18 protein-coding genes are annotated in these 19,541 nt (G+C 61.1%); 7 read left to right on the top strand and 11 right to left on the bottom strand.

Annotation, left to right across the window (positions count from 1 at the left end):
• Nucleotides 1-11: 11 nt before the first annotated feature.
• Nucleotides 12-1,229, top strand: coding sequence for a threonine/serine exporter family protein (locus ELQ88_RS07105; RefSeq protein WP_138964333.1), 1,218 nt, complete (start codon nucleotides 12-14; stop codon nucleotides 1,227-1,229).
• 65 nt (nucleotides 1,230-1,294) lie between these two features.
• A complete protein-coding gene (locus ELQ88_RS07100; protein WP_138964331.1) occupies nucleotides 1,295-2,275 on the top strand; it encodes an asparaginase in 981 nt (326 codons plus the stop codon).
• A 242-nt stretch (nucleotides 2,276-2,517) separates the two neighbouring features.
• Here ELQ88_RS07100 and zapE read toward each other — a convergent pair whose 3' ends face one another.
• From zapE to ELQ88_RS07085, 3 genes are all read right to left on the bottom strand, one after another.
• A complete protein-coding gene (gene zapE, locus ELQ88_RS07095) occupies nucleotides 2,518-3,612 on the bottom strand; it encodes a cell division protein ZapE (RefSeq protein WP_128873731.1) in 1,095 nt (364 codons plus the stop codon).
• Nucleotides 3,613-3,703: 91 nt separating this feature from the next.
• Nucleotides 3,704-5,059, bottom strand: a complete 1,356-nt coding sequence (locus ELQ88_RS07090) for a tryptophan--tRNA ligase (RefSeq protein ID WP_128873730.1) — start codon at nucleotides 5,057-5,059, stop codon at nucleotides 3,704-3,706.
• Nucleotides 5,060-5,083: 24 nt separating this feature from the next.
• Complete coding sequence (locus tag ELQ88_RS07085; RefSeq protein ID WP_138964329.1) at nucleotides 5,084-5,713, bottom strand: alpha/beta fold hydrolase; 630 nt, start codon at nucleotides 5,711-5,713, stop codon at nucleotides 5,084-5,086.
• Between the two features lie 145 nt (nucleotides 5,714-5,858).
• On the opposite strand from ELQ88_RS07085, the gene ELQ88_RS07080 reads away from it, so the two are divergent.
• Nucleotides 5,859-6,293 (top strand): DUF1043 family protein, encoded by a 435-nt coding sequence (locus ELQ88_RS07080; RefSeq protein ID WP_128873728.1) that lies wholly within the window; start codon nucleotides 5,859-5,861, stop codon nucleotides 6,291-6,293.
• Between the two features lie 290 nt (nucleotides 6,294-6,583).
• Here the strand turns inward: ELQ88_RS07080 and ELQ88_RS07070 are convergent, their stop codons facing one another.
• From ELQ88_RS07070 to ELQ88_RS07035, 8 genes are all read right to left on the bottom strand, one after another.
• The gene (locus ELQ88_RS07070; RefSeq protein ID WP_128873726.1) at nucleotides 6,584-7,969 is read right to left on the bottom strand and encodes an aspartate aminotransferase family protein; all 1,386 of its coding nucleotides are present in this window, start codon (nucleotides 7,967-7,969) and stop codon (nucleotides 6,584-6,586) included.
• A gap of 23 nt (nucleotides 7,970-7,992) precedes the next feature.
• On the bottom strand, nucleotides 7,993-9,465 hold the full coding sequence (locus tag ELQ88_RS07065; RefSeq protein ID WP_138964325.1) for an NAD-dependent succinate-semialdehyde dehydrogenase: 1,473 nt from the start codon (nucleotides 9,463-9,465) through the stop codon (nucleotides 7,993-7,995).
• A 276-nt stretch (nucleotides 9,466-9,741) separates the two neighbouring features.
• Entirely contained in the window at nucleotides 9,742-10,221 is a 480-nt protein-coding gene (locus ELQ88_RS07060; RefSeq protein WP_128873724.1) for an Lrp/AsnC family transcriptional regulator, read from the bottom strand.
• A gap of 66 nt (nucleotides 10,222-10,287) precedes the next feature.
• Entirely contained in the window at nucleotides 10,288-11,289 is a 1,002-nt protein-coding gene (doeB, locus tag ELQ88_RS07055; RefSeq protein WP_138964323.1) for a N(2)-acetyl-L-2,4-diaminobutanoate deacetylase DoeB, read from the bottom strand.
• Nucleotides 11,290-11,292: 3 nt separating this feature from the next.
• Entirely contained in the window at nucleotides 11,293-12,483 is a 1,191-nt protein-coding gene (gene doeA, locus ELQ88_RS07050; RefSeq protein WP_138964321.1) for an ectoine hydrolase DoeA, read from the bottom strand.
• A gap of 42 nt (nucleotides 12,484-12,525) precedes the next feature.
• Complete coding sequence (gene eutC, locus ELQ88_RS07045) at nucleotides 12,526-13,518, bottom strand: ectoine utilization protein EutC (protein WP_138964319.1); 993 nt, start codon at nucleotides 13,516-13,518, stop codon at nucleotides 12,526-12,528.
• Between the two features lie 36 nt (nucleotides 13,519-13,554).
• Nucleotides 13,555-14,526 carry a hydroxyectoine utilization dehydratase EutB gene (eutB, locus tag ELQ88_RS07040; protein ID WP_138964317.1) on the bottom strand — a complete coding sequence of 324 codons (972 nt, stop codon included), beginning with the start codon at nucleotides 14,524-14,526 and terminating at the stop codon, nucleotides 13,555-13,557.
• A gap of 105 nt (nucleotides 14,527-14,631) precedes the next feature.
• A complete protein-coding gene (locus ELQ88_RS07035) occupies nucleotides 14,632-16,026 on the bottom strand; it encodes a PLP-dependent aminotransferase family protein (RefSeq protein WP_138969487.1) in 1,395 nt (464 codons plus the stop codon).
• A 290-nt stretch (nucleotides 16,027-16,316) separates the two neighbouring features.
• On the opposite strand from ELQ88_RS07035, the gene ehuB reads away from it, so the two are divergent.
• From ehuB to ehuA, 4 genes are all read left to right on the top strand, one after another.
• The gene (gene ehuB / locus ELQ88_RS07030; RefSeq protein ID WP_138964315.1) at nucleotides 16,317-17,174 is read left to right on the top strand and encodes an ectoine/hydroxyectoine ABC transporter substrate-binding protein EhuB; all 858 of its coding nucleotides are present in this window, start codon (nucleotides 16,317-16,319) and stop codon (nucleotides 17,172-17,174) included.
• A gap of 67 nt (nucleotides 17,175-17,241) precedes the next feature.
• Nucleotides 17,242-17,901, top strand: coding sequence for an ectoine/hydroxyectoine ABC transporter permease subunit EhuC (gene ehuC / locus ELQ88_RS07025; protein WP_128873719.1), 660 nt, complete (start codon nucleotides 17,242-17,244; stop codon nucleotides 17,899-17,901).
• Nucleotides 17,898-18,554, top strand: a complete 657-nt coding sequence (gene ehuD / locus ELQ88_RS07020) for an ectoine/hydroxyectoine ABC transporter permease subunit EhuD (protein ID WP_128873718.1) — start codon at nucleotides 17,898-17,900, stop codon at nucleotides 18,552-18,554. Before ehuC ends, ehuD begins: the two co-directional genes overlap by 4 nt.
• Nucleotides 18,555-18,634: 80 nt before the next feature.
• Nucleotides 18,635-19,429: an ectoine/hydroxyectoine ABC transporter ATP-binding protein EhuA gene (gene ehuA / locus ELQ88_RS07015; protein WP_056740927.1), complete on the top strand. Its 795-nt coding sequence runs from the start codon at nucleotides 18,635-18,637 to the stop codon at nucleotides 19,427-19,429.
• The last annotated feature ends 112 nt before the right edge of the window (nucleotides 19,430-19,541 follow it).

Below are 19,541 nucleotides of genomic sequence, written 5' to 3'. Positions count from 1 at the left end.
GAGACCCAACCATGGAACCCACTACCGATACCCATCGGCTGCATTCGCTTGCCGGCAGGAAGCTTGATACCTCGATCATCTTGCTGGTGATCGGCACCGGACTGCTGATCGCCTGGCTTTCATTCACCCACCGCTCAGCATGGTCTGCCCATTGGCCCGACTACAACCACATGGTGTCGAACCTCCCCGATCCGGGGGCCTGGTTGCGCTGGGTCCTGGGAGACATCAGCGAGGTTGCATTCTACAAACACGAGTTCGCTTCGATCGGGCTGCTGGCTGGAGCCTATCTGGCCTACTGGGCAAATCGAAAGGGAAAAGTCTGGCAAGGCTTTGCCATTTCCTACGGCAGCGGATTATGGCCGTGGTTGATCACCAGTTCGTTGCTTGGACTGTTGCTGAGCAATCTGTTGTGGGGCTGGACGGTCACCGCCAGCAGTTGGCAACCCACGTTTGCAGCATTTGTTTCATTACCGGCAGCGATGGTGCTGATGTTTGGCGGTGGCTGGAAGGTGACGATCAATGGCGCAATCATGGGCGCCGTGCTCGTCACCCCCCTGTGCTTGCTGATCGTCAACTACATCTGCAATCCACTGGGCTTACCCGTAGTGATCGGCAACGTCTCTGGGATGGCGGTTGCCAGCGTCCTGGCATTTCTACTGTGCCGTTACGTGCCAAACCTGGTGAAGTCCGCCCCGACCACCCAGCCCAAGGAGTCACCCGCGCCCGAAGTTGAACCAGCCAAGAGTAAGACCACCGACCACGGAATCATCTGGAGCCTGCGCCGAGTATTGGCGGATTTTTCGGAAGCACCGTTCTTCGGTAATGAGCTGGCCAGTATCGGCCTGTTGCTGGGTGCACTGCTGGCCTACACCTTGAATCCCATAAGCCCCGCTTACGGCTCAGGTTTGCTGCCGCAACTGATCGGTGCGCAGGCGCTGACGTCCGCCTTGGGCGTGGTGATGTGGCGCCGACAGTGGATGCGACTCGGTTGGTATCCCACCTACGTTCCACTGGTGTCGGTTGTACCCGCGGCAATTCTGACCTATGGCGGCAGTTGGCAGGTCATAGCGTCAAGCGCACTGCTAGGCGCACTGATTGCCCCACCATTGGCCTGCGCCCTTGCCAAGCGGGTGCCGGGCGACATGCACCCTTACATCGGTAATGTCCTCTCCATGGCCATCAGTACCCTGCTGATCATTCCCTTTATCGGACTACTGATAGCCGACTGAAGCACTGCCATCAGGCTGGACCTACGGGTACAGCCTGCTCTCGTCATCTACAAGCGAGGTAAAACATGGATCTGCCCAAACTGGCCATCGCGGCGCTAGGCGGCACCGTGAGCATGCAAGCCAGCCATGTCGGTGCAGGCGTTATCCCGACAGTCAGCGGCGAAACCCTCCTGTCCACGGTTCCGGAATTGAAGAATCTGGCGAGGACCACCGTCGAAACACTGGGACTGCACCCGAGTGCTTCTTTGAGTTTCGAGTTTTTATTGAGCGTTCTCCACTGGGCAAATGCTCAGGTCGAGAAGGGTGCGACGGGGGTGGTCATTACTCAAGGCACGGATACCCTCGAAGAGACTGCGGCATTTTTCGATTACTTGTGGCGCCACGATGCTCCGCTGGTCCTGACCGGCGCCATGCGCTCGGCAAACCAGGTGGGAGCGGATGGTCCGGCGAATCTGCTGGATGCTTGCCGGGTTGCGCTGGCGCAAGACAGTCTGTGCCGCGGCGTTCAAGTGGTCATGGGCGGACAGGTTCACCACGCGAATGCCGTGCGCAAAACCGATTCATTGGCGTTACAGGCGTTTTCATCACCGGTGGTTGGCCCAACGGGTATGCTTCTGGAAGGTAGCGTCCGCTATTTGCGCGAGCCGTGCCAACGAAAGCTTTTACCCCTGCCGCTGCAAACAACCCAGGCGATCGCCCTGCTGGAAAGCACGCTGTCGGCCGATACCCTGTTATTGAACAACATCCTCGAACTGGGTTACGACGGCTTGGTGATTGCTGGTTTCGGAGCAGGCCATGTGTCAGAACAATGGGCTGATGCTATCGAAAAAATCGCCAGAAAAATCCCCGTGCTCATTGCGACACGCACCGGATCGGGCCCCACCGCTCAATCCTCATATGGTTTTATAGGCAGCGAGATGGATTTGATCCGCAGAGGCGCATTGATGAGTGGCTTTCTCTGTCCGCGCAAAGCCCGAATCCTGCTTTGGTTGCTGGTGGGCTGTCAGCGGCAGGATGAACTTGCATTTTTTCTCGCTCAAGACTGATACGCCGAGCTGTGGGAGCGACGGTGCGGCGATCTGAACTGCTCGCGAATGCGGACTGACATTCAACATTTTTTGTCGACTGACACACCGCTTTCGCGAGCAGGCTCACTCCCACAGGGTATGTGGTGTGCCAGGTAGCTTTGGGCTGCCAGCTCCCCCCACGGGATTCTTCGGCGCGAAAAAAGGGCCTGCATTGGCAGGCCCTTTTTTATTTTCCGAATCGTCTTACTCTTTTGAAACGCTTATGGCTTATGCGCCCGGGACAGGAATTCGTGGGACTGCATTTCCAGCAAACGGCTGAGGGTACGCTGGAACTCGAAGTTCAGGCGACCGCCGGTGTAAAGGTCCTTCAGCTCGACTTCGGCAGAAATGATCAGCTTCACGTTGCGGTCGTAGAACTCGTCGACCATGTTGATGAAGCGCCGGGCGATGTCGTCGGTGGTGACGCTCATCTGCTCGACATCGCTGAGCAATACGGCGTGGAAGATCTTGCCCAGTTCGATGTAATCGTTCTGGCTGCGCGGGCCGTCGCACAGCTCGCGGAAGTTGAACCAGGCCACGTCGTCGCAGGTGCGCAAGGCGCGGATTTCGCGGTTCTCGATCATCAGCACGTCGTTTTCGATGGCGGCCGTGCATTCCGGCGTCAAGGCCCGGAAGCTCTTGCGCAGGCTTTCCTGGGCAGCTTCATCCAGAGGAAAGTGGAACAGTTCCGCTTGCTCGAGGTGACGCAGACGGTAATCGACGCCGCTGTCGACGTTGACGATCTCGGTGTTCTGCTTGATCAGCGCAATGGCCGGCAGGAAACGCGCACGCTGCAGGCCGTCCTTGTACAGGCCGTCCGGCACGATGTTCGACGTTGCGACCAAAGTAACCCCGTTTTTGAACAATTCTTCCATCAGCGTGCCGAGGATCATCGCGTCGGTAATGTCGGACACGAAGAACTCATCGAAGCAGATCACCCGCGCTTCGTCGGAAAAACGCCTGGCGATGATGGTCAGCGGGTTTTTCTCGCCGCCCAGGGTCTTCATCTCTTCGTGCACACGCTTCATGAAGCGGTGGAAGTGGGTGCGGACCTTTTCCTTGAACGGCAACGCTTCGAAGAAGGTGTCGACCAGGTAAGTCTTGCCGCGACCGACGCCGCCCCAAAAGTACAGGCCCTTGACCGGCGCCTGGTCTTTCTTGCCAAACAGCTTGCCGAGCAGGCTCGGTTTGTTGTTCGACGCAGCGACCAGATCGTCGTACAGGCGCTGCAAATGGCGCACCGCAGTTTCCTGCGCGGCGTCATGGAAGAATTCCGGGCGTTTCAGATCAGCTTGATATCGTTCTAGGGGCGTCATAATTCGTTAGCAAGGCAACAAAAAGCGGGCCGTCACTGTAGCGACGGCCCGGGGGAATGGCAATCAGCCCTTGGTCGGACCGAGCCGTTGTTTATTCCTGAACCGGGGTCAGGGCAACGCGCAAAGTGTCGATGGCGACATCGCGAGCGGCGTTGTCCGCAAATGTCGGGCTGTCGGCCACGCACTCGCCTTCCAGCCAGACGCTGAAGCTACGGTCTTCACTGCGCACATCCAGCGGCTGACCCGCTTGCAACTGCTTGGTCACCTGGCCTGCGGTTTTGCCGTCGGCGAAGTTGCGCGACAGCAGCAGCTGCTCGCCATCGGCCGCCAGCAGACGGAAACGGAAGCTGCTGTCTTCTTCGCGGAAACTGACGAAACGCGCGGCTTTCGCGACTTTCTTTTTGGTAGTCGCCGCGACTTGGGTCTGGGCGACGAAAGAGCGCAGGCCAACCGCTTCCCGCAGTTCGTGGAGGAAGGGGGTGGCGACCGAACGGGCCTTTTTCGCACCGATTTGCAGGATGTCTTCCAGGTCTGCCGGGCGCTCGATCAGCTGGTGATAGCGCTCGCGGGACTCGCCCAGTTCGCTGTCCAGCAGCTGGAACAGGCGATTCTTTGCCTCGCCCCAACCCAGGCCCTGCAACAGTTCGCTGCGGAATTCGGCGGACTGCGCCGGGGTGGCGAACGCCTGGAACAGGGTGAAGAGGTGCGAATTGTCCGGATCCTTGGCTTCGCCTGGGGCACGGGAGTCGGTGACGATCCGCGAGATTGCGTCTTTCATCTCTTTGGCGCTGCTGAACAACGGAATGGTGTTGTCGTAGCTCTTCGACATTTTGCGACCGTCGAGGCCTGGCAGCGTGGCGACGCTTTCTTCGATCAGCGCCTCGGGCATGGTGAAGAACTCTTTGCCCTGGCCAAACAGGTGGTTGAAGCGCTGGCCGATGTCCCGGGCCATTTCCACGTGCTGGATCTGGTCGCGACCGACCGGCACCTTGTGCGCGTTGAACATCAGGATGTCCGCCGCCATCAGCACCGGGTAGCTGTACAGGCCCATGGTGATGCCGGCATCCGGGTCTTCGCCGGTCTCGACGTTTTTGTCCACCGAGGCCTTGTAGGCGTGAGCGCGGTTGAGCAGGCCCTTGGCCGCGACGCAGGTCAGCAGCCAGGTCAGTTCGGGAATTTCCGGGATGTCGGACTGGCGATAAAAGGTCACGCGCTCCACATCGAGGCCACCGGCCAGCCAGGTCGCGGCGATTTCCAGGCGCGAGCGCTGGATGCGCAGCGGGTCATCGCATTTGATCAGGGCGTGGTAGTCGGCCAAAAAGTAGAACGAATCGGCATTGCTGTCACGGCTGGCCAGGATCGCCGGGCGGATGGCGCCGGCGTAGTTGCCCAGGTGCGGCGTGCCGGTGGTGGTGATGCCGGTGAGGATACGGGTACGAGTCGTCATGGGTAATCGCTTGTCAGACTGCAATCAATTCGAAAGACGGGGCAGGATCAGATCCTTGAGATCGGTCAGCTTGCCATGAAAAAAGTGTCCGCATTCTGCCACTTTCAGTAGCTCATGGGGACGCTCGAGTTTTTCGGACCAGTCATAGACCAGCTGCGGATCGACGACTTCGTCGGTTTCCGGCTGGATCAGGGTCAGTGCAGCCTGCTGTGGCAGTTGATCCTGATCGCCCAGGCGCATGACTGCCGGTGCCACCATGAACAGGTGCTTGAGCTGCTCGCCCTGCGCTTCCAGGCGGCCGCCGAGACTTGCCGCAACAAAACCGCCGAAGGAGAAGCCGAACAGCGTCAATGGTAAATCAGGATGTTTCGCCCGCAACCACGCGGCGATCGCCTGGGCATCATCGACTTCGCCGGTGCCCATGTCGTGTGTGCCCTCACTGGCACCGACGCCACGGTAGTTGAAACGCAGGGTAATCAAACCGGCATCGCGCGCGGTGCGCTGCAGGGTCGAGACCACTTTATTGAGCATGGTGCCGCCCTGCACCGGGTTCGGGTGGCAGATCAGCGCCAGGCCGCGGGGCTGGTCATTGTCAAGGTAGAGGGCTTCCAGCCGACCGACCGGGCCATCAATCACTACAGGGGTTTCGCGCATAAGCAAGGAAGGAACTCCGTGACCTCGAATCGGGTCGACTCGTCTAGCAAATTGTCTGTGCAAATCTATTGCGAGTGCAATCGCGGTATACAGCGCAGGTTCGAGCCGTTAACGTAAAGCAAAGCCGTTTATAGAGGAAGGACTCGTGGAACACTCGCTCTTAGTTTGGTTGTTGCCGACTCTTGCCCTGGTTGTGGGTGTCGCCATTGGATTCCTGATCGCTCGCCTGGTGCCGAATGCCGCGCCTAACCGCACGCAACGTCAGCTGGATGACATTCAGGAACGTTTCGACAGTTATCAGAACGAGGTGGTCACCCACTTCAATAGCACTGCAACACTGGTCAAGAAACTGACTGCGAGCTATCAGGACGTGCAGGATCATCTCGCCGAGGGTGCCAATCGCCTGGCCCTGGACGAGCAGACCCGCCAACGCTTGCTGGCCGCCCTGCACGCCGACGCGGCGCAGGCTCCACGGGAACGCCTGACGCCACCGCGCAATCAGGAGCCGCCTCGCGACTACGCACCCAAAGCCCCGAACGCGCCGGGCATGCTCGATGAGCATTATGGCCTGAAGAAGTAATCAGGTTTCGCGCAACGCAAAAAGCCCCCGGATGAGTGATTGTCCGGGGGCTTTTTGTTGCTGATGGTTTTGGGTTGCCTGATAGGGCCCTTTCGCGAGCAAGCCCGCTCCTACAGGATTTGTGTCTGGGCCTATATCTGTGCTGACTGTCAGGGCCCCTTCGCTGGCAAGCCAGCTCCTACAGGATTTGTGTCTGACCATTATCTTGTGATCAACACAAACCCTGTAGGAGCTGGCTTGCCAGCGAAGGGGCCCGAACCGAGAACCTATAACGCTCAGGCCGGACGCGCTTAGCCAAGCACCTCACTGGCTACCTGATCGACCGCCGCCTTGGTGATGTCGACGATCAGATCGGCCTCTTCTTCAGTCAAAATCAACGGCGGTGCAAAGCCCAGGATGTCGCCATGGGGCATCGCCCGGGCGATCATGCCGCGCTCCAGACAGGCTGCCGACACTTTCGGCCCGACCTTCAGCGCTGCATCGAACGGCGTGCGCTGCTCACGGTCGGCCATGAACTCGACCGCAGCCAGCATGCCGTCGCCCCGCACTTCGCCCACCAGCGGGTGACCTTCCAGGGTTTCACGCAACCGACGGTTCAGGTAGCTGCCAACCTTCTCGGCGTTGGCTGTCAGGTTTTCACGCTCCAGAATGTCGAGGTTGGCCAGCGCCGCCGCCGCGCAAATCGGATGCCCGGAATACGTCCAGCCGTGGCCCATGGCGCCTTCTGACTGCGAGGCCTTCTCGATCACGTTCCATACTTTTTCCCCGACGATCACCGCCGACAATGGCGCATAAGCACTGGTCAGGCCTTTGGCCGTGGTGATCAGGTCCGGGCGCATGCCGTAGCGCTGACTGCCCATTTTCGACCCCAGGCGACCGAAGGCGCACACCACTTCGTCGGCGATCAACAACACATCGTATTTGTTCAGCACCGCTTGAATCGCCGCCCAGTAACCAGCCGGCGGCACAATGATGCCGCCGGTGCCCATCAGTGGTTCGCCGATGAACGCGGCCACGGTCTCCGGTCCTTCGGCCAGGATCATTTTTTCCAGTTCATCGGCGCAGTAGCCCACGAACGCCGTTTCATCCATGCCGGCCGGCGCCTTGCGGTACCAGTGCGGGCACACGGTGTGCTTGACGCCTTCGGCCGGCAGGTCGAAATGCTGATGGAAGGTTGGCAGGCCGGTCAGGCTGCCCGTCATGATGCCCGAGCCGTGATAACCGCGATCACGGGAAATGATTTTCTTCTTCTGCGGGCGACCCAGCACGTTGTTGTAATACCGCACCAACTTGACCTGGGTTTCGTTGGCGTCGGAACCGGACAGGCCGTAGTAGACCTTTTTCATGCCTTCGGGCGCCCAGTCCATGATTCGGCTGGACAGCTCGATGATCGCCTCGCTCGAATGGCCCATGTAGGTGTGATAGTAAGCAAGTTCCTTGGCCTGCTTGTAGATGGCGTCGGCGACTTCGGTGCGACCGTAGCCGATGTTCACGCAGTACAGCCCGGCAAAGGCGTCGATGAAATCGCGGCCTTCGTGGTCGCGGATGCGAATGCCCGACGCGCTCTTGATAATGCGCCCCTTGAGCGCGCCGCTGGCGTGATCATGGGCGTGGGTCGAGGGGTGCATGAAGTGCGCGCGGTCTTGTTCGAACAGCGTATCGAGTTCTTGGTTCATGGCATGTCTCCTGGGAACTGGCCTTAGCACTGGCCTTGATGGTGCAGGCAAAAGTATTTGGTTTCGACGAAGGCTTCGAAGCCTTCGGTGCCGCCTTCGCGGCCCAGGCCCGAGGCTTTCATGCCCCCGAACGGGATCGGATGGCCGGTGAACTTGACGCCGTTGACCGCGACCATCGCATGGTCGAGACGGCGAATCAGTGGGTAGATCAGGTCCAGGCGATTGGAGCAAATGTAGGCGGCCAGACCGTATTCGGTGTCGTTGGCCATTTCGATCGCCTGGTCGAGGGTGTCGAACGGCATCACCCCGGCGATCGGCGCGAAGTTTTCTTCGCGGTAGATGCGCATGTCCGGCGTGACGTCGGCCAGCACCGTCGGCTGGTAGAACAAGCCGCCGAGGGCATGGGCCTCGCCGCCGACCAGCCGTTGTGCGCCACGTTGCAGGGCATCCGCGACCCGTGCAGCGGTGACATCGAACGCGGCTTGATGCATCAACGGACCGACGTCGACGCTTTGCTCCCGATCGCCCACCAGCGCAGGTCCCACCCGCAGCTCGCGCACCGCGGCGGCAAAGCGTTGGAGAAAGGCCGGGTAGACCGAGCGCTCGACCATGATCCGGTTGGCCGCGCAGCAGTCCTGGCCGGAGGTCTGGAACTTGGCCTCGACCGCGACTTGCACCGCCAACGCCAGATCGGCATCGGCGCAGACGATGAACGGCGCGTTGCCGCCCAGCTCCAGCGACACTTTCTTCACATCCTGGGCTGCCGCTTGCAGGACCAGCTTACCGACGCGGGTCGAGCCGGTGAAACTCACTGAACGCACGCGGCTGTCTTGCACCAGGGTCTGCAGGGTCATCTGCGGATCGCCCAGCACCACGTTGAACACGCCGGCCGGAAACCCCGCCTCCTCCGCCAGTTGCGCCAAAGCCAATGCCGAAAACGGCGTTTCATGGGCGGGTTTGATCACCATAGTACAGCCCGCAGCCAGTGCCGCAGCCGCTTTACGGGTAATCATCGCCGAAGGGAAATTCCACGGGGTCAGCAATGCACAGACGCCGACCGGCTCCTTGACCGTGCCCAGATGCGCGCCGGGGATGTGACTGGGGATGTTTTGCCCGTTCAAGCGTCGCGCTTCTTCGGCGAACCACGGAATGAAGCTGGCGGCGTAGGCGATTTCGCCACGGGACTCGGCCAGGGGCTTGCCTTGCTCCTGACTGAGGATGCGTGCGAGGTCTTCCTGGTGCTCAAGCATCAAGGCCGCCCAGCGCCGCAAAATGGTCCCGCGGGCATCGAGGCTTTGTTTACGCCAGGTCGCAAAGGCCCGATGCGCGGCGTCAACGGCGGCGACGATTTGAGGCTGATCGAGCATCGGTACATGCCCGATCAACTTCTGATCGGCCGGGTTGTGTACGGCGACGCTGTGGCCGCTGTCACTGTGGACCCAGTGGCCGTCGACGTAGCAGAGCGCTTTGAACAGCAGTGGATGTTTGTAGGTCATGGCGTTCACTCCAATCCGTGTGCGTGAATCCATGCTAGGGCAGCGTGGCTTGGGTGATTTGGCGTTTGGCCAGGCTTGGCAGGTGGTTTTTTCTGATTGAACGCCAGCAAACAGAGGTTTTTTGCGGTGACAACCGCATCACCTGAATCACCGCAGATCCCCTGCAGGAGCAAGCTTGCTCGCGAAAAAAATTGGGCACCGTGGTCATCAGGCTTCACGCGTTATCGTTGACGACCATCGCGAGCAAGCTCGCTCCTACAGGGGATTTGTGTGTTTTCAGGATTCTTGCGCCAGCTCGGCCGGCAAGGCGCCAGCCGTTTTGATGGTCTTGGTGACGATGTAGGTGAAGTAGCGCTCGATGCCCAGGTCATCGAGCAGCAATTGATCGATAAAGCGCTGGTAATGATCGATGTCCGGCGCCTGGATCATCGCCATGTAATCGACGCCGCCACCCGTGGCGTAACAGAACGCCACTTCGACGGCCTCGTTCATCCGCTGCTCGAAACGGCGCATGTCCTGAGCCGTGTGTCGGGCCAGGGTGATTTCCACCAGCACCTGCTGACTTTTGAACACGGCGTTCCAGTCGATTTGCGCTCGATATCCCTTGATCAGCCCCAGCGCTTCCAGCTTGCGCACCCGCTCCCATGCCGGGGTCACCGAGAGATTGATCGCCTCGGCCAGGCTCGACTTGGTGATACGCCCGTCTTCGGCGAGGATTCGCAGGATTTTCAGGTCGTAGCGATCGAGTTTGTGCATGGGCCGAGGGTCTCCGGTCAATGAGAGAGGTTGGGCTGAAACAGCTTGCTCCCACAGGGGTTGAGTTCAGCCTGTCAGGTCGGCGATGACTGCCACGGTATCGCCGCACTGCACCAACCCGGGGAAATGCCGTGCCGCCAGCAAACCGCTGCGCGCAGCGCGATATTCCACCGGTGCAACACCCGTGCGGGTGGCGTCGTACACCCGAGCGATCACCTCGCCCTTGCTCACCTTGTCCCCCAGATCACGACAAATTTCCAGCAAACCGTCGTGTTCGCTGGCGATGAAACAATCACCATCGGGCATGTCGAGCATGATCGACTGCGTTTCCTGGACCTCGCCTTCGAGAATCCCCGCATGCACCAGCAGATTGCGCACCCCGCGCTCGGCAATCGCCACACTGCGCGCACTGGACGAGCCTCCGCCACCCAATTCGGTCGTGACAAAGACCTTGCCCTGCCCCTCGGCGGCGGTGTCGTACATCGAACCCGCATCCAGCTCCAGCATGCGCATGCCGTACGGCGCATTGAACGCGCGCATGGCGGCTTCGCATCGGGCTTGCTGCTGTTTGTCCGGCAGCACATGGCAGGCGGCGAACGGCAGGAAATCCAGGGTGCGGCCGCCGGAATGAATGTCCAGCACGATGTCCGCCAGCGGTAACAGGGTCCGGTTGAAATAATCGGCGATTTTCTCGGTCACTGTGCCGTCCGGCTTGCCGGGGAAACTGCGATTGAGGTTGCCCTTGTCGATCGGCGACGTGCGCCGCCCGGCATGAAACGCCGGGGTGTTCATGAACGGGACGATAATCACCCGTCCGGTGACCTCGGCGGCCGTCAGGCCCTGGGCCAGTTTGCTCAGCGCCACCGGGCCCTCGTATTCGTCACCGTGGTTACCACCGGTGAGCAGCGCGGTCGGACCCTGACCGCGCTGAATCACCGTGAGCGGAATCATCACCGCACCCCAGGCCGAGTCATCCCGCGAATACGGCAATTTGAGAAACCCGTGCTGCACCCCTTCGCGGGCAAAATCCACCGTGGCGCTGATCGGGTTGTCAGGTAATTCGCTCATGGCTCAATCCTTCACGAACAGTTGGCGGGGTACATTGCACAACGTCTCGACCCCGGTTTCGGTGATCAGAATGCTTTCGGTAATCTCCAGCCCCCAATCGTCCATCCACAGGCCCGGCATGAAGTGGAAGGTCATCCCCGGTTGCAACACGCTGCTGTCGCCGGGACGCAGGCTCATGGTGCGCTCGCCCCAGTCCGGTGGATAACTGATCCCGATCGGGTAACCGCAACGGCTGTCCTTGTGGATGCCGAACTTCTCCAGCACCTTGAAAAAGGCCACGGCAATGTCGCCGGTGGTATTGCCCGGCTTGGCCGCATCCAGCCCGGCAGCGATGCCTTCGACCACGGCTTTCTCGCCGTCGAGAAAGTGTTGCGGCGGTTTACCCAGGTAGATCGTGCGCGACAGCGGGCAGTGATAGCGTTTGTAGCACCCGGCAATTTCAAAGAAGGTGCCGGCGCCCTTCTCGAACGGCGAATCGTCCCAGGTCAGGTGCGGCGCGCTGGCATCGGCGCCCGTGGGCAACAGCGGCACAATGGCCGGGTAATCGCCGCCATGACCGTCGGCACCGAGGATGCCGCTGCTGTAGATCTCGGCCACCAGCTCGTTTTTGCGCATGCCCGGCTCGATCCGCTCGAGGATCCGCCCGTGCATGTTTTCGACGATGCGCGCCGCGATGCGCATGTAGGCGATTTCCTGCGGCGACTTGATCGCCCGCTGCCAATTCACCAGCCCGACCGCGTCGATCAAGGTGGCCTGCGGCAGGTTTTTCTTCAGCGACAGATAAGCGGCGGCGCTGAAGTAGTAGTTGTCCATTTCCACGCCAATGGTCAGAGCGTCCCAGCCGCGGACACTGATGACTTCCTTCGACAAGTAGTCCATGGGATGGCGTTCCCGGGACTGCACGTAGATATCCGGGTAGCCGACGATGTTCTCGTGCTGCATGAACACCGTGCGCTTGGCACCGTTGGCATCCTGCCCGCGACCAAACCACACCGGCTCGCCGTCCAGCGCCAGCAGCACGCATTGGTGGACGTAAAACGACCAACCGTCATAGCCGGTCAGCCAGGCCATGTTCGATGGATCGGTGACCAGCAACAGCTCGATGCCCTGGACCTGCATGGCCGCTCGTACCTTGGCCAGACGCTGGGCGTATTCCTCCCGCTCGAACGGAAGATTGACGACTATCTGAGACATGCACATGCCCTCTGATAAATGACGCACGGATGAAAAAACCGATTAGCTGCCGAATTGAAAACCCATGCCGGCCGAGCGCGCGCGCTCGAATGCCAGATTGGCAATGGCCGTGTCCTGGGCGCCGGTGCCGGTGAGGTCGCACAACGTTACTTGCGCGGCGTCGGTTCGACCGGGACGCTGGCCCGCCAGCACTTGACCCAGTTCCACCAGGCTCGATTCGTCAGCGATGACGCCTGCCACCAGGGCGTGATGCAACTCGCCGAGGAGGCGGGTCTGGCTCAGGCGATCGGCGACATAACGATCGACCTGCGCCAGCGCCCGGGGAGCAATTTCGTTCTTGTGTTCAGCGTCGGACCCCATGGCGGTGATGTGCAGGCCGGGGTGCAAGTGGCGCGCTTCGATCAAGGGTTCGCGACTCGGGGTGCACGTGATCGCGATGTCCACGTCGGCCATGGCTTCGTCGATGCTCGCGCACGACGTGACCGCCAGACCGCTGTCGCGCGCCAGCTCAATGCTGAAGGCCACGGCCTTGGCGCTGTCGCGGGCCCAGACCCGTACGTGTTCGATCGGCCGTACCAGGCGCAAGGCCTGCAGCTGCAACGCCGCCTGCTCGCCGGCACCGATCAGCGCCACCCGGCGACTGTCGGCCCGTGACAGGGCCCGAGCCGCCACCGCGCCGGCCGCCGCGGTGCGCACGGCGGTCAGGTAACCGTTATCCAGCAACAAGGCATCGAGCAAACCGGTGCGGGCCGACAACAGCATCATCATGCCGTTGAGGCTCGGCAGGCCGAGCTTCGGATTGTCGAAAAAACCCGGGCTGACCTTGATCGCAAAACGCTCCAGCCCCGGCAGGTAAGCGGTCTTCACGTCCACTTCGCCGTTATGCTCGGGGATGTCCAGCCGCAGGATCGGCGGCATGGCCACGACCGCCGTGGCCAGCAGCACAAAGGCCTGTTCGATGGCGTCGATGCTCGGCAGATCCAGCGCGACACAGGCGCGCAGGTCTGCTTCGCTCAATAAAGTAATGTCAGTCATCAGCGCTGTACTCCCGTCAGTCGTTATTGTTTGGGTTCAGGCATCAGCGCCAGCCAATACGCGCAGGTGCTGATCGATGTCGACGTTGCGGCCGCTGACCACCACCACGATCGGCCCGCGCGGCTCGATCAGGCCATCGAGCAACGCCGCGATGCCGACCGCCGCCGCGCCTTCCAGCACCAGGCGTTCCTCGCGATAGGCATGACGCATGGCATTGGCGATGGAAGCTTCGGTGAGCAGGTGCACGTGATCGCAGAGGTGGCGGGTCATGGAGAAGGTGTAACCATTGTCCAGGCCGATACCGCCGCCCAGCGAATCGGCCAGGGTCGGCAGCTCGTCGACTTCCACCGGATGGCCGGCCGCCAGGCTGGCGTGCATGGCCGCACCGCGCTGCATGCTGATGCCATGGGTGACGATGTTGACGCTGGCGCTCTTGAGCGCCAGCGCCACGCCGGCAAACAAGCCGCCACCGGACAAGGGCACCAGCACTTGCGCCACATCCGGTTGCTGCTCGAGGATTTCCAGCCCGAGGGTGCCCTGCCCGGCAATGATGGCCGGGTGATCGAACGGCGGCAGCAATGTCGCGCCCTGCTCGCGGGCGATCCGCTCGGCTTCGCGCTGGGCATCGTCCTGGGACTGACCGACGATGCACACCTCGGCGCCGAGATCACGAATGGCCTGGACCTTGTTCGCCGGCACCCGATGCGACAGGCAAATGGTCGCCTTCACGCCTTGCCGGGACGCGGCATAGGCCAGCGCACGACCGTGGTTGCCGGTCGATGCCGCCACCACGCCGCGGGCCTTTTGCTCGGCGCTGAGCTGCGCCACGGCATTGCTCGCGCCGCGCAATTTGAAGCTGCCGGTGATTTGCCAGGATTCGAGTTTGAGGTACACCGCCACGCCCAATCGCAAGGAGAGGCTGGGCGAGTATTCCATGGGCGTACGCCGGACCAGCGCTTCGATTCGCTGGCGAGCGAGGTAAACATCGTTTAACTGCAGCGCTGACATGACCGCATCCCACTGTGGTGTTGGGCGCAGTCTAAGAGGGCTGGATTGTCGGAATGAATGTACTAGGGCAATTTAGCCGACAAACTTTTGCGAACTTTTTTCCGTTCAAAAATCATGGATCTGCGGGTACTGACCGAAGATTTCGCGCATGCCCATCAGCGCATTGCGCATCTCATCATCACTGCATTCGGCGCCGACACACACCCGGACCGCCCGGGGGCGAGGCGTGCCACGTACCGTGAACGGATCGGGCGAGGTGACCGCGATGTGTTTGTGGCGCAACGCCCGTACCAGGCTGTCGAGCTCCCAATGGGTCGGGATACCGATCCAGGCATTCAAGGCGTGCGGGTGCTGGGCGAGCACGTAGTCATCCAGATATTCAGTGACCATTGCCTGGCGCCCCGCCAGCAATTTGCGTTGCAGGTTCACCAGCGTCTCGGCGCGGCCGTCGCGGATCCAGCGCGCGGCGATCTCGGACACCATGGGCGTGGCCATCCAGCTGTTGACCCGCAGAATACTCTCAGTGCGCAGTGCCAGGCGCTTGGGGACCACGAGATAACCAATGCGCAAACCGGTCAGCACCGACTTGGTCATGCTGGTGCAATAGAACGACAGTTCCGGCAGGTAATGACTGATGGGCGGCGCTCGCCGTTCATCCAGCAGCGGGCCATACACGTCATCCTCAATGATGTGCACGCCAAAGCGTCGGGCGATCTCGGCGATCTCGCGCCGGCGGCTGTCCGGCATCAGGCTGGTGGTCGGGTTGTTCAGGTTCGGCGTGCACACCAGCGCGGTGATGCGCTCGTTGCTGCACATGTCTTCGAAATGTTCCGGGTCGATGCCATGGCGGTCCATTTCCAGGCCTTTGAGGGTAAACCCCAGCACTTGGGAATTGCCGATCACGCCGTGGTCGGTCACCCCTTCGCAGAGCACCACGTCATCGGGACCGGCCAGCGACGCCAGGGCGAGGAAGATCCCGTGGGCGGCGCCGTTGGTGATCAGGATGTCATCGCGCTCGACCCGCAGGCCCTGGCGGCCGATCCAGTGCATGGCGGCCTCGCGGTGTGATTCGAACCCGGCGATCGGACGAAAGGCGTGAATCCACGGCTGATCTTCTTCGGTGCTGAGCTCGCGGCAGGTCTCGCGCCAGAACTGGTCATGCTCGCGGGTGTGCAGAATCCGGGTGATGGAAAAATCCACCAGCGCCCGTTCGGGGCTGTCGAGAATATAGGTGGCCACCCGATCACTCATGCGCCGCGACACAAAGCTGCCGCGCCCGACTTCGCATCGCACCAGGCCCTGGCGCTCCAGTTCCTTATAGGCATTGGTAACCGTCTGCACGCTGATGCCCATGGCATCGGACACTTGCCGTTGCGGCGGCAGCCGCTGATCGTTGGCCAACACCCCTTGCTCGATGTCTTCGGCGATCGCCTGCACCAGAATCTTGTACTTGGATTCGCCGCTGCGGGCCATTTCCAATGCTGCTTTCCACTTGTCCATCGGCGCTAAAACCCGCGTAGGTGCCAGTGCGGACAGCATCCCGCGAGAATCCATGCAAAGCAATTGTCCTAGTGCAATGCAATGTTGCGCGGGGCTTTTGTATGCTCGGTTCAAGGTCGATGCACAGGCGGGTAAAGCCGTCACAAAAAAATCAATCGATCTGTGCCGGCGCAGTGTCCCAATCGAGTATCCCACTCGAATGGACCGGCCCGTACGCTTTGCTCTTGTCACACTGCCTCCTACCACAGAGCCGTCCACGACGGGTCCACAAGAAACAGGAGATTTTATCGATGAGCAATTTCCCCTCCCGCACTCCCCATGCGTTGCGCCGCCTGTTCGTGGCGTGCGCGATGCTCGGCCTGGCCGCCGGCGCCCAGGCCGCCACGACCCTGGAAACCATCAAACAGAACAGCAGTATCCGCATCGGTTACGCCAACGAAACCCCGTTCGCCTTTACCGAAACCGACGGCAGGGTCACCGGTGAATCACCGGAAATCGCCAAGGCCATTTTCGCCAAGATGGGCATTACCAAGGTCGATGGCGTGTTGACCGAGTGGGGTTCGTTGATCCCCGGTCTGCGCGCCGGGCGTTTCGATGTGATTGCCGCCGGCATGTACATCACCCCGGCCCGCTGCAAGCAGGTGCTGTTCACCGACCCGCAGTACCAACTGCCGGACGCCCTGCTCACGGCCAAGGGCAACCCGAAGAACCTGCACAGCTATGAAGACATCGCCAACAACCCTGACGTGAAGCTGGCGATCATGGCCGGTACGGTGAACCTGGCGTATGCGCGGGATTCCGGGGTCAAGGACGCGCAAATCCTCCAGGTGCCGGACACGACCGCGCAGTTGCAAGCCGTGCGCGCCGGGCGTGCCGATGCGGCCGTGGGCACCCAACTGACCATGAAAGGCCTGGCCAGCAAGGGTGGCGACAAGGTCCAGGCGGTTACCGAGTTCAAGGACGATCCGTCGCACATCGGTTACGGCGCCCTCGCCTTCCGTCCCGAAGACAAAGACCTGCGTGATGCGGTCAACGCCGAACTGAAAAAGTGGCTGGGCTCCGAAGAGCATCTCAAGGCGGTCGCCCCTTTCGGGTTCGACAAATCCAACGTGACAAGCAAAACGGCTGCCGAGCTCTGCGCTCAGTAGTCGAGGCAGGCATGGCGCCCCGGTGCGATGCCTATTCCCTGCTTAATCCGGATGGCCAGGTTGACTCATGGGTGAATTACTTCCGTTATTGATACAAGGGGCCTGGGTAACCCTCCAGGTGACATTCTTCGGCTCGATATTGGCGATCGTCGCCGCCATCCTGGCGGCGCTCGGGCGCATGTCGCCCTGGCGGCCACTGCGCTGGTTTTCCATTGCCTACATTGAAGTGTTTCGCGGCACGTCGTTGCTGGTGCAATTGTTCTGGCTGTTTTTCGTGCTGCCGCTGCCACCCTTCAACCTTGAATTGAGCCCCTACGCCGTGGCCATCGTCGGTCTCGGCTTGCACATCGGCGCTTACGGCGCGGAAGTGATGCGCGGCGCAATCAGCTCGGTGGCCAAGGGTCAGTACGAAGCCTCCACGGCGCTGAACTTCAGCGGCTACAAACGCTTCAAGCGCATCATCTTGCCCCAGGCGTTGCTCGCGGCGATCCCGCCGGGCACCAACCTGCTGATCGAACTGCTGAAAAACACCTCGCTGGTATCGCTGATCACCTTGTCCGACCTGAGCTTCCGCGCTCGTCAGCTGGATCAGGCGACCTTCCAGACCCTGGAGATTTTCAGCCTGGCGCTGGTGATCTATTTCGTCTTGGCGCAAGCCATCAACATCGGCATGCGCCAGATTGAGCGGCGCCTGGCTCGCGGGCGGATGCGTGGAGGTCTGTCATGACACTGTTCGACTGGACCTACGCCTGGCAAATTCTCCCCGATCTGCTGCGCGCTTCGCTCAATACCGTGGGGATTACCCTGATCGGTTTCCTGATCGCCATTGTGCTGGGCTTGTTCCTGGCCATCGGCCGCCGCAGCCGCAAGCTTTTTATCTCGCTGCCGGCCACCGGGGTGATCGAGTTCATCCGCAGCACGCCGCTGCTGATCCAGGTGTATTTCCTCTACTACGTGCTACCCAACTACGGCATCAGCATGACCGCCATGCAAGTCGGGATCCTCGGGATCGGCCTGCATTACGCCTGCTATATCGCCGAAGTCTATCGCGGCGGCCTCGACGCGGTGCCGCGGGCGCAATGGGAGGCGGTCACGGCGCTGAACATCGCCCCGTACAGCGCCTACCGCAACATCATCTTGCCCCAGGCCCTGCGGCCGATCCTGCCGCCATTGGGCAACTACCTGGTGGCGATGCTCAAGGACACGCCGGTGCTGTCGGCGATTACCGTGGTGGAAATCATGCAGCAGGCCAAGAACATCGGTTCCGAGAATTTCCGTTACCTGGAGCCGATCACCATGGTCGGCCTGTTTTTCCTCGCCCTGAGCATCGCTTTGGCTTATCTGGTACGGCGCCTTGAAGTGCGCCTGGAGCTACGCTAATGACTTCTCCACTCTCGACACCCAGCGACTTTTCCCGGCAAAGCAACCCGACCCCGCTGCATCCGCAGGAGGCCACGGCCATGCAGGAAACCAAACCGGTCAAGCCGATCGTCAGCTTCCAGGACGTCACCAAAAGCTACGGCAACTTCACCGTGCTCGACCACTTGAACCTGGACGTCACACCGGGTGAAAAAGTGGCGATCATCGGGCCCAGTGGCTCGGGCAAGTCCACGCTGCTGCGGGTGCTGATGACCCTTGAAGGCATCGACGACGGGCTGATCCGTATCGAGGACGACCTGTTGACTCACATGCCCAATCGCAACGGCGTGCTGGTGCCGGCCAACGATCGGCACATCCGGCGGGTGCGCGGCAAGATCGGCATGGTGTTCCAGAGCTTCAACCTGTTCCCGCACATGACCGCGTTGCAAAACGTCATCGAGGCGCCCGTGCAAGTGCTCGGGATGAAACCTGTAGAGGCCCGCGAAAGAGCCGCGGACTTGCTGGAATTGGTGGGATTGGGCAGCAAACTGGGGCATTACCCTTCGCAGCTGTCCGGCGGCCAGCAACAACGGGTGGCGATCGCGCGGGCATTGGCCATGCGTCCCAAAGTGATGCTGTTCGACGAAGTCACCTCGGCGCTCGACCCGGAACTGTGCGGCGAGGTGCTCAACGTGATCCGCAAGCTCGGCACCGAACACAACCTGACCATGTTGATGGTCACGCACCAGATGGGTTTCGCCCGGGAGTTCGCCGACCGCGTGTGCTTCTTCTACAAGGGCCAGATTCACGAACAGGGCACGCCGGCGCAGATCTTCGAACACCCGCAACAGGAGCGTACTTGCGCGTTTCTCAGTGCGGTGAAAGAGGCGAACTAGGAAAGTCAGCCCAGACACAAAACCGACTGTGGAAACCAACTATGGGAGCGAGCTTGCTCGCGATGGGGCCGTATCAGTCGATATTGATGTCGGCTGACACACCGCTTCGCGA

It is taken from the genome of Pseudomonas sp. MPC6, from assembly GCF_006094435.1.
Taxonomy (GTDB): domain Bacteria; phylum Pseudomonadota; class Gammaproteobacteria; order Pseudomonadales; family Pseudomonadaceae; genus Aquipseudomonas.
The sequence above is the reverse complement of the archived record's forward strand: the minus strand, read 5'-3'. Positions and strand labels throughout refer to the sequence as shown.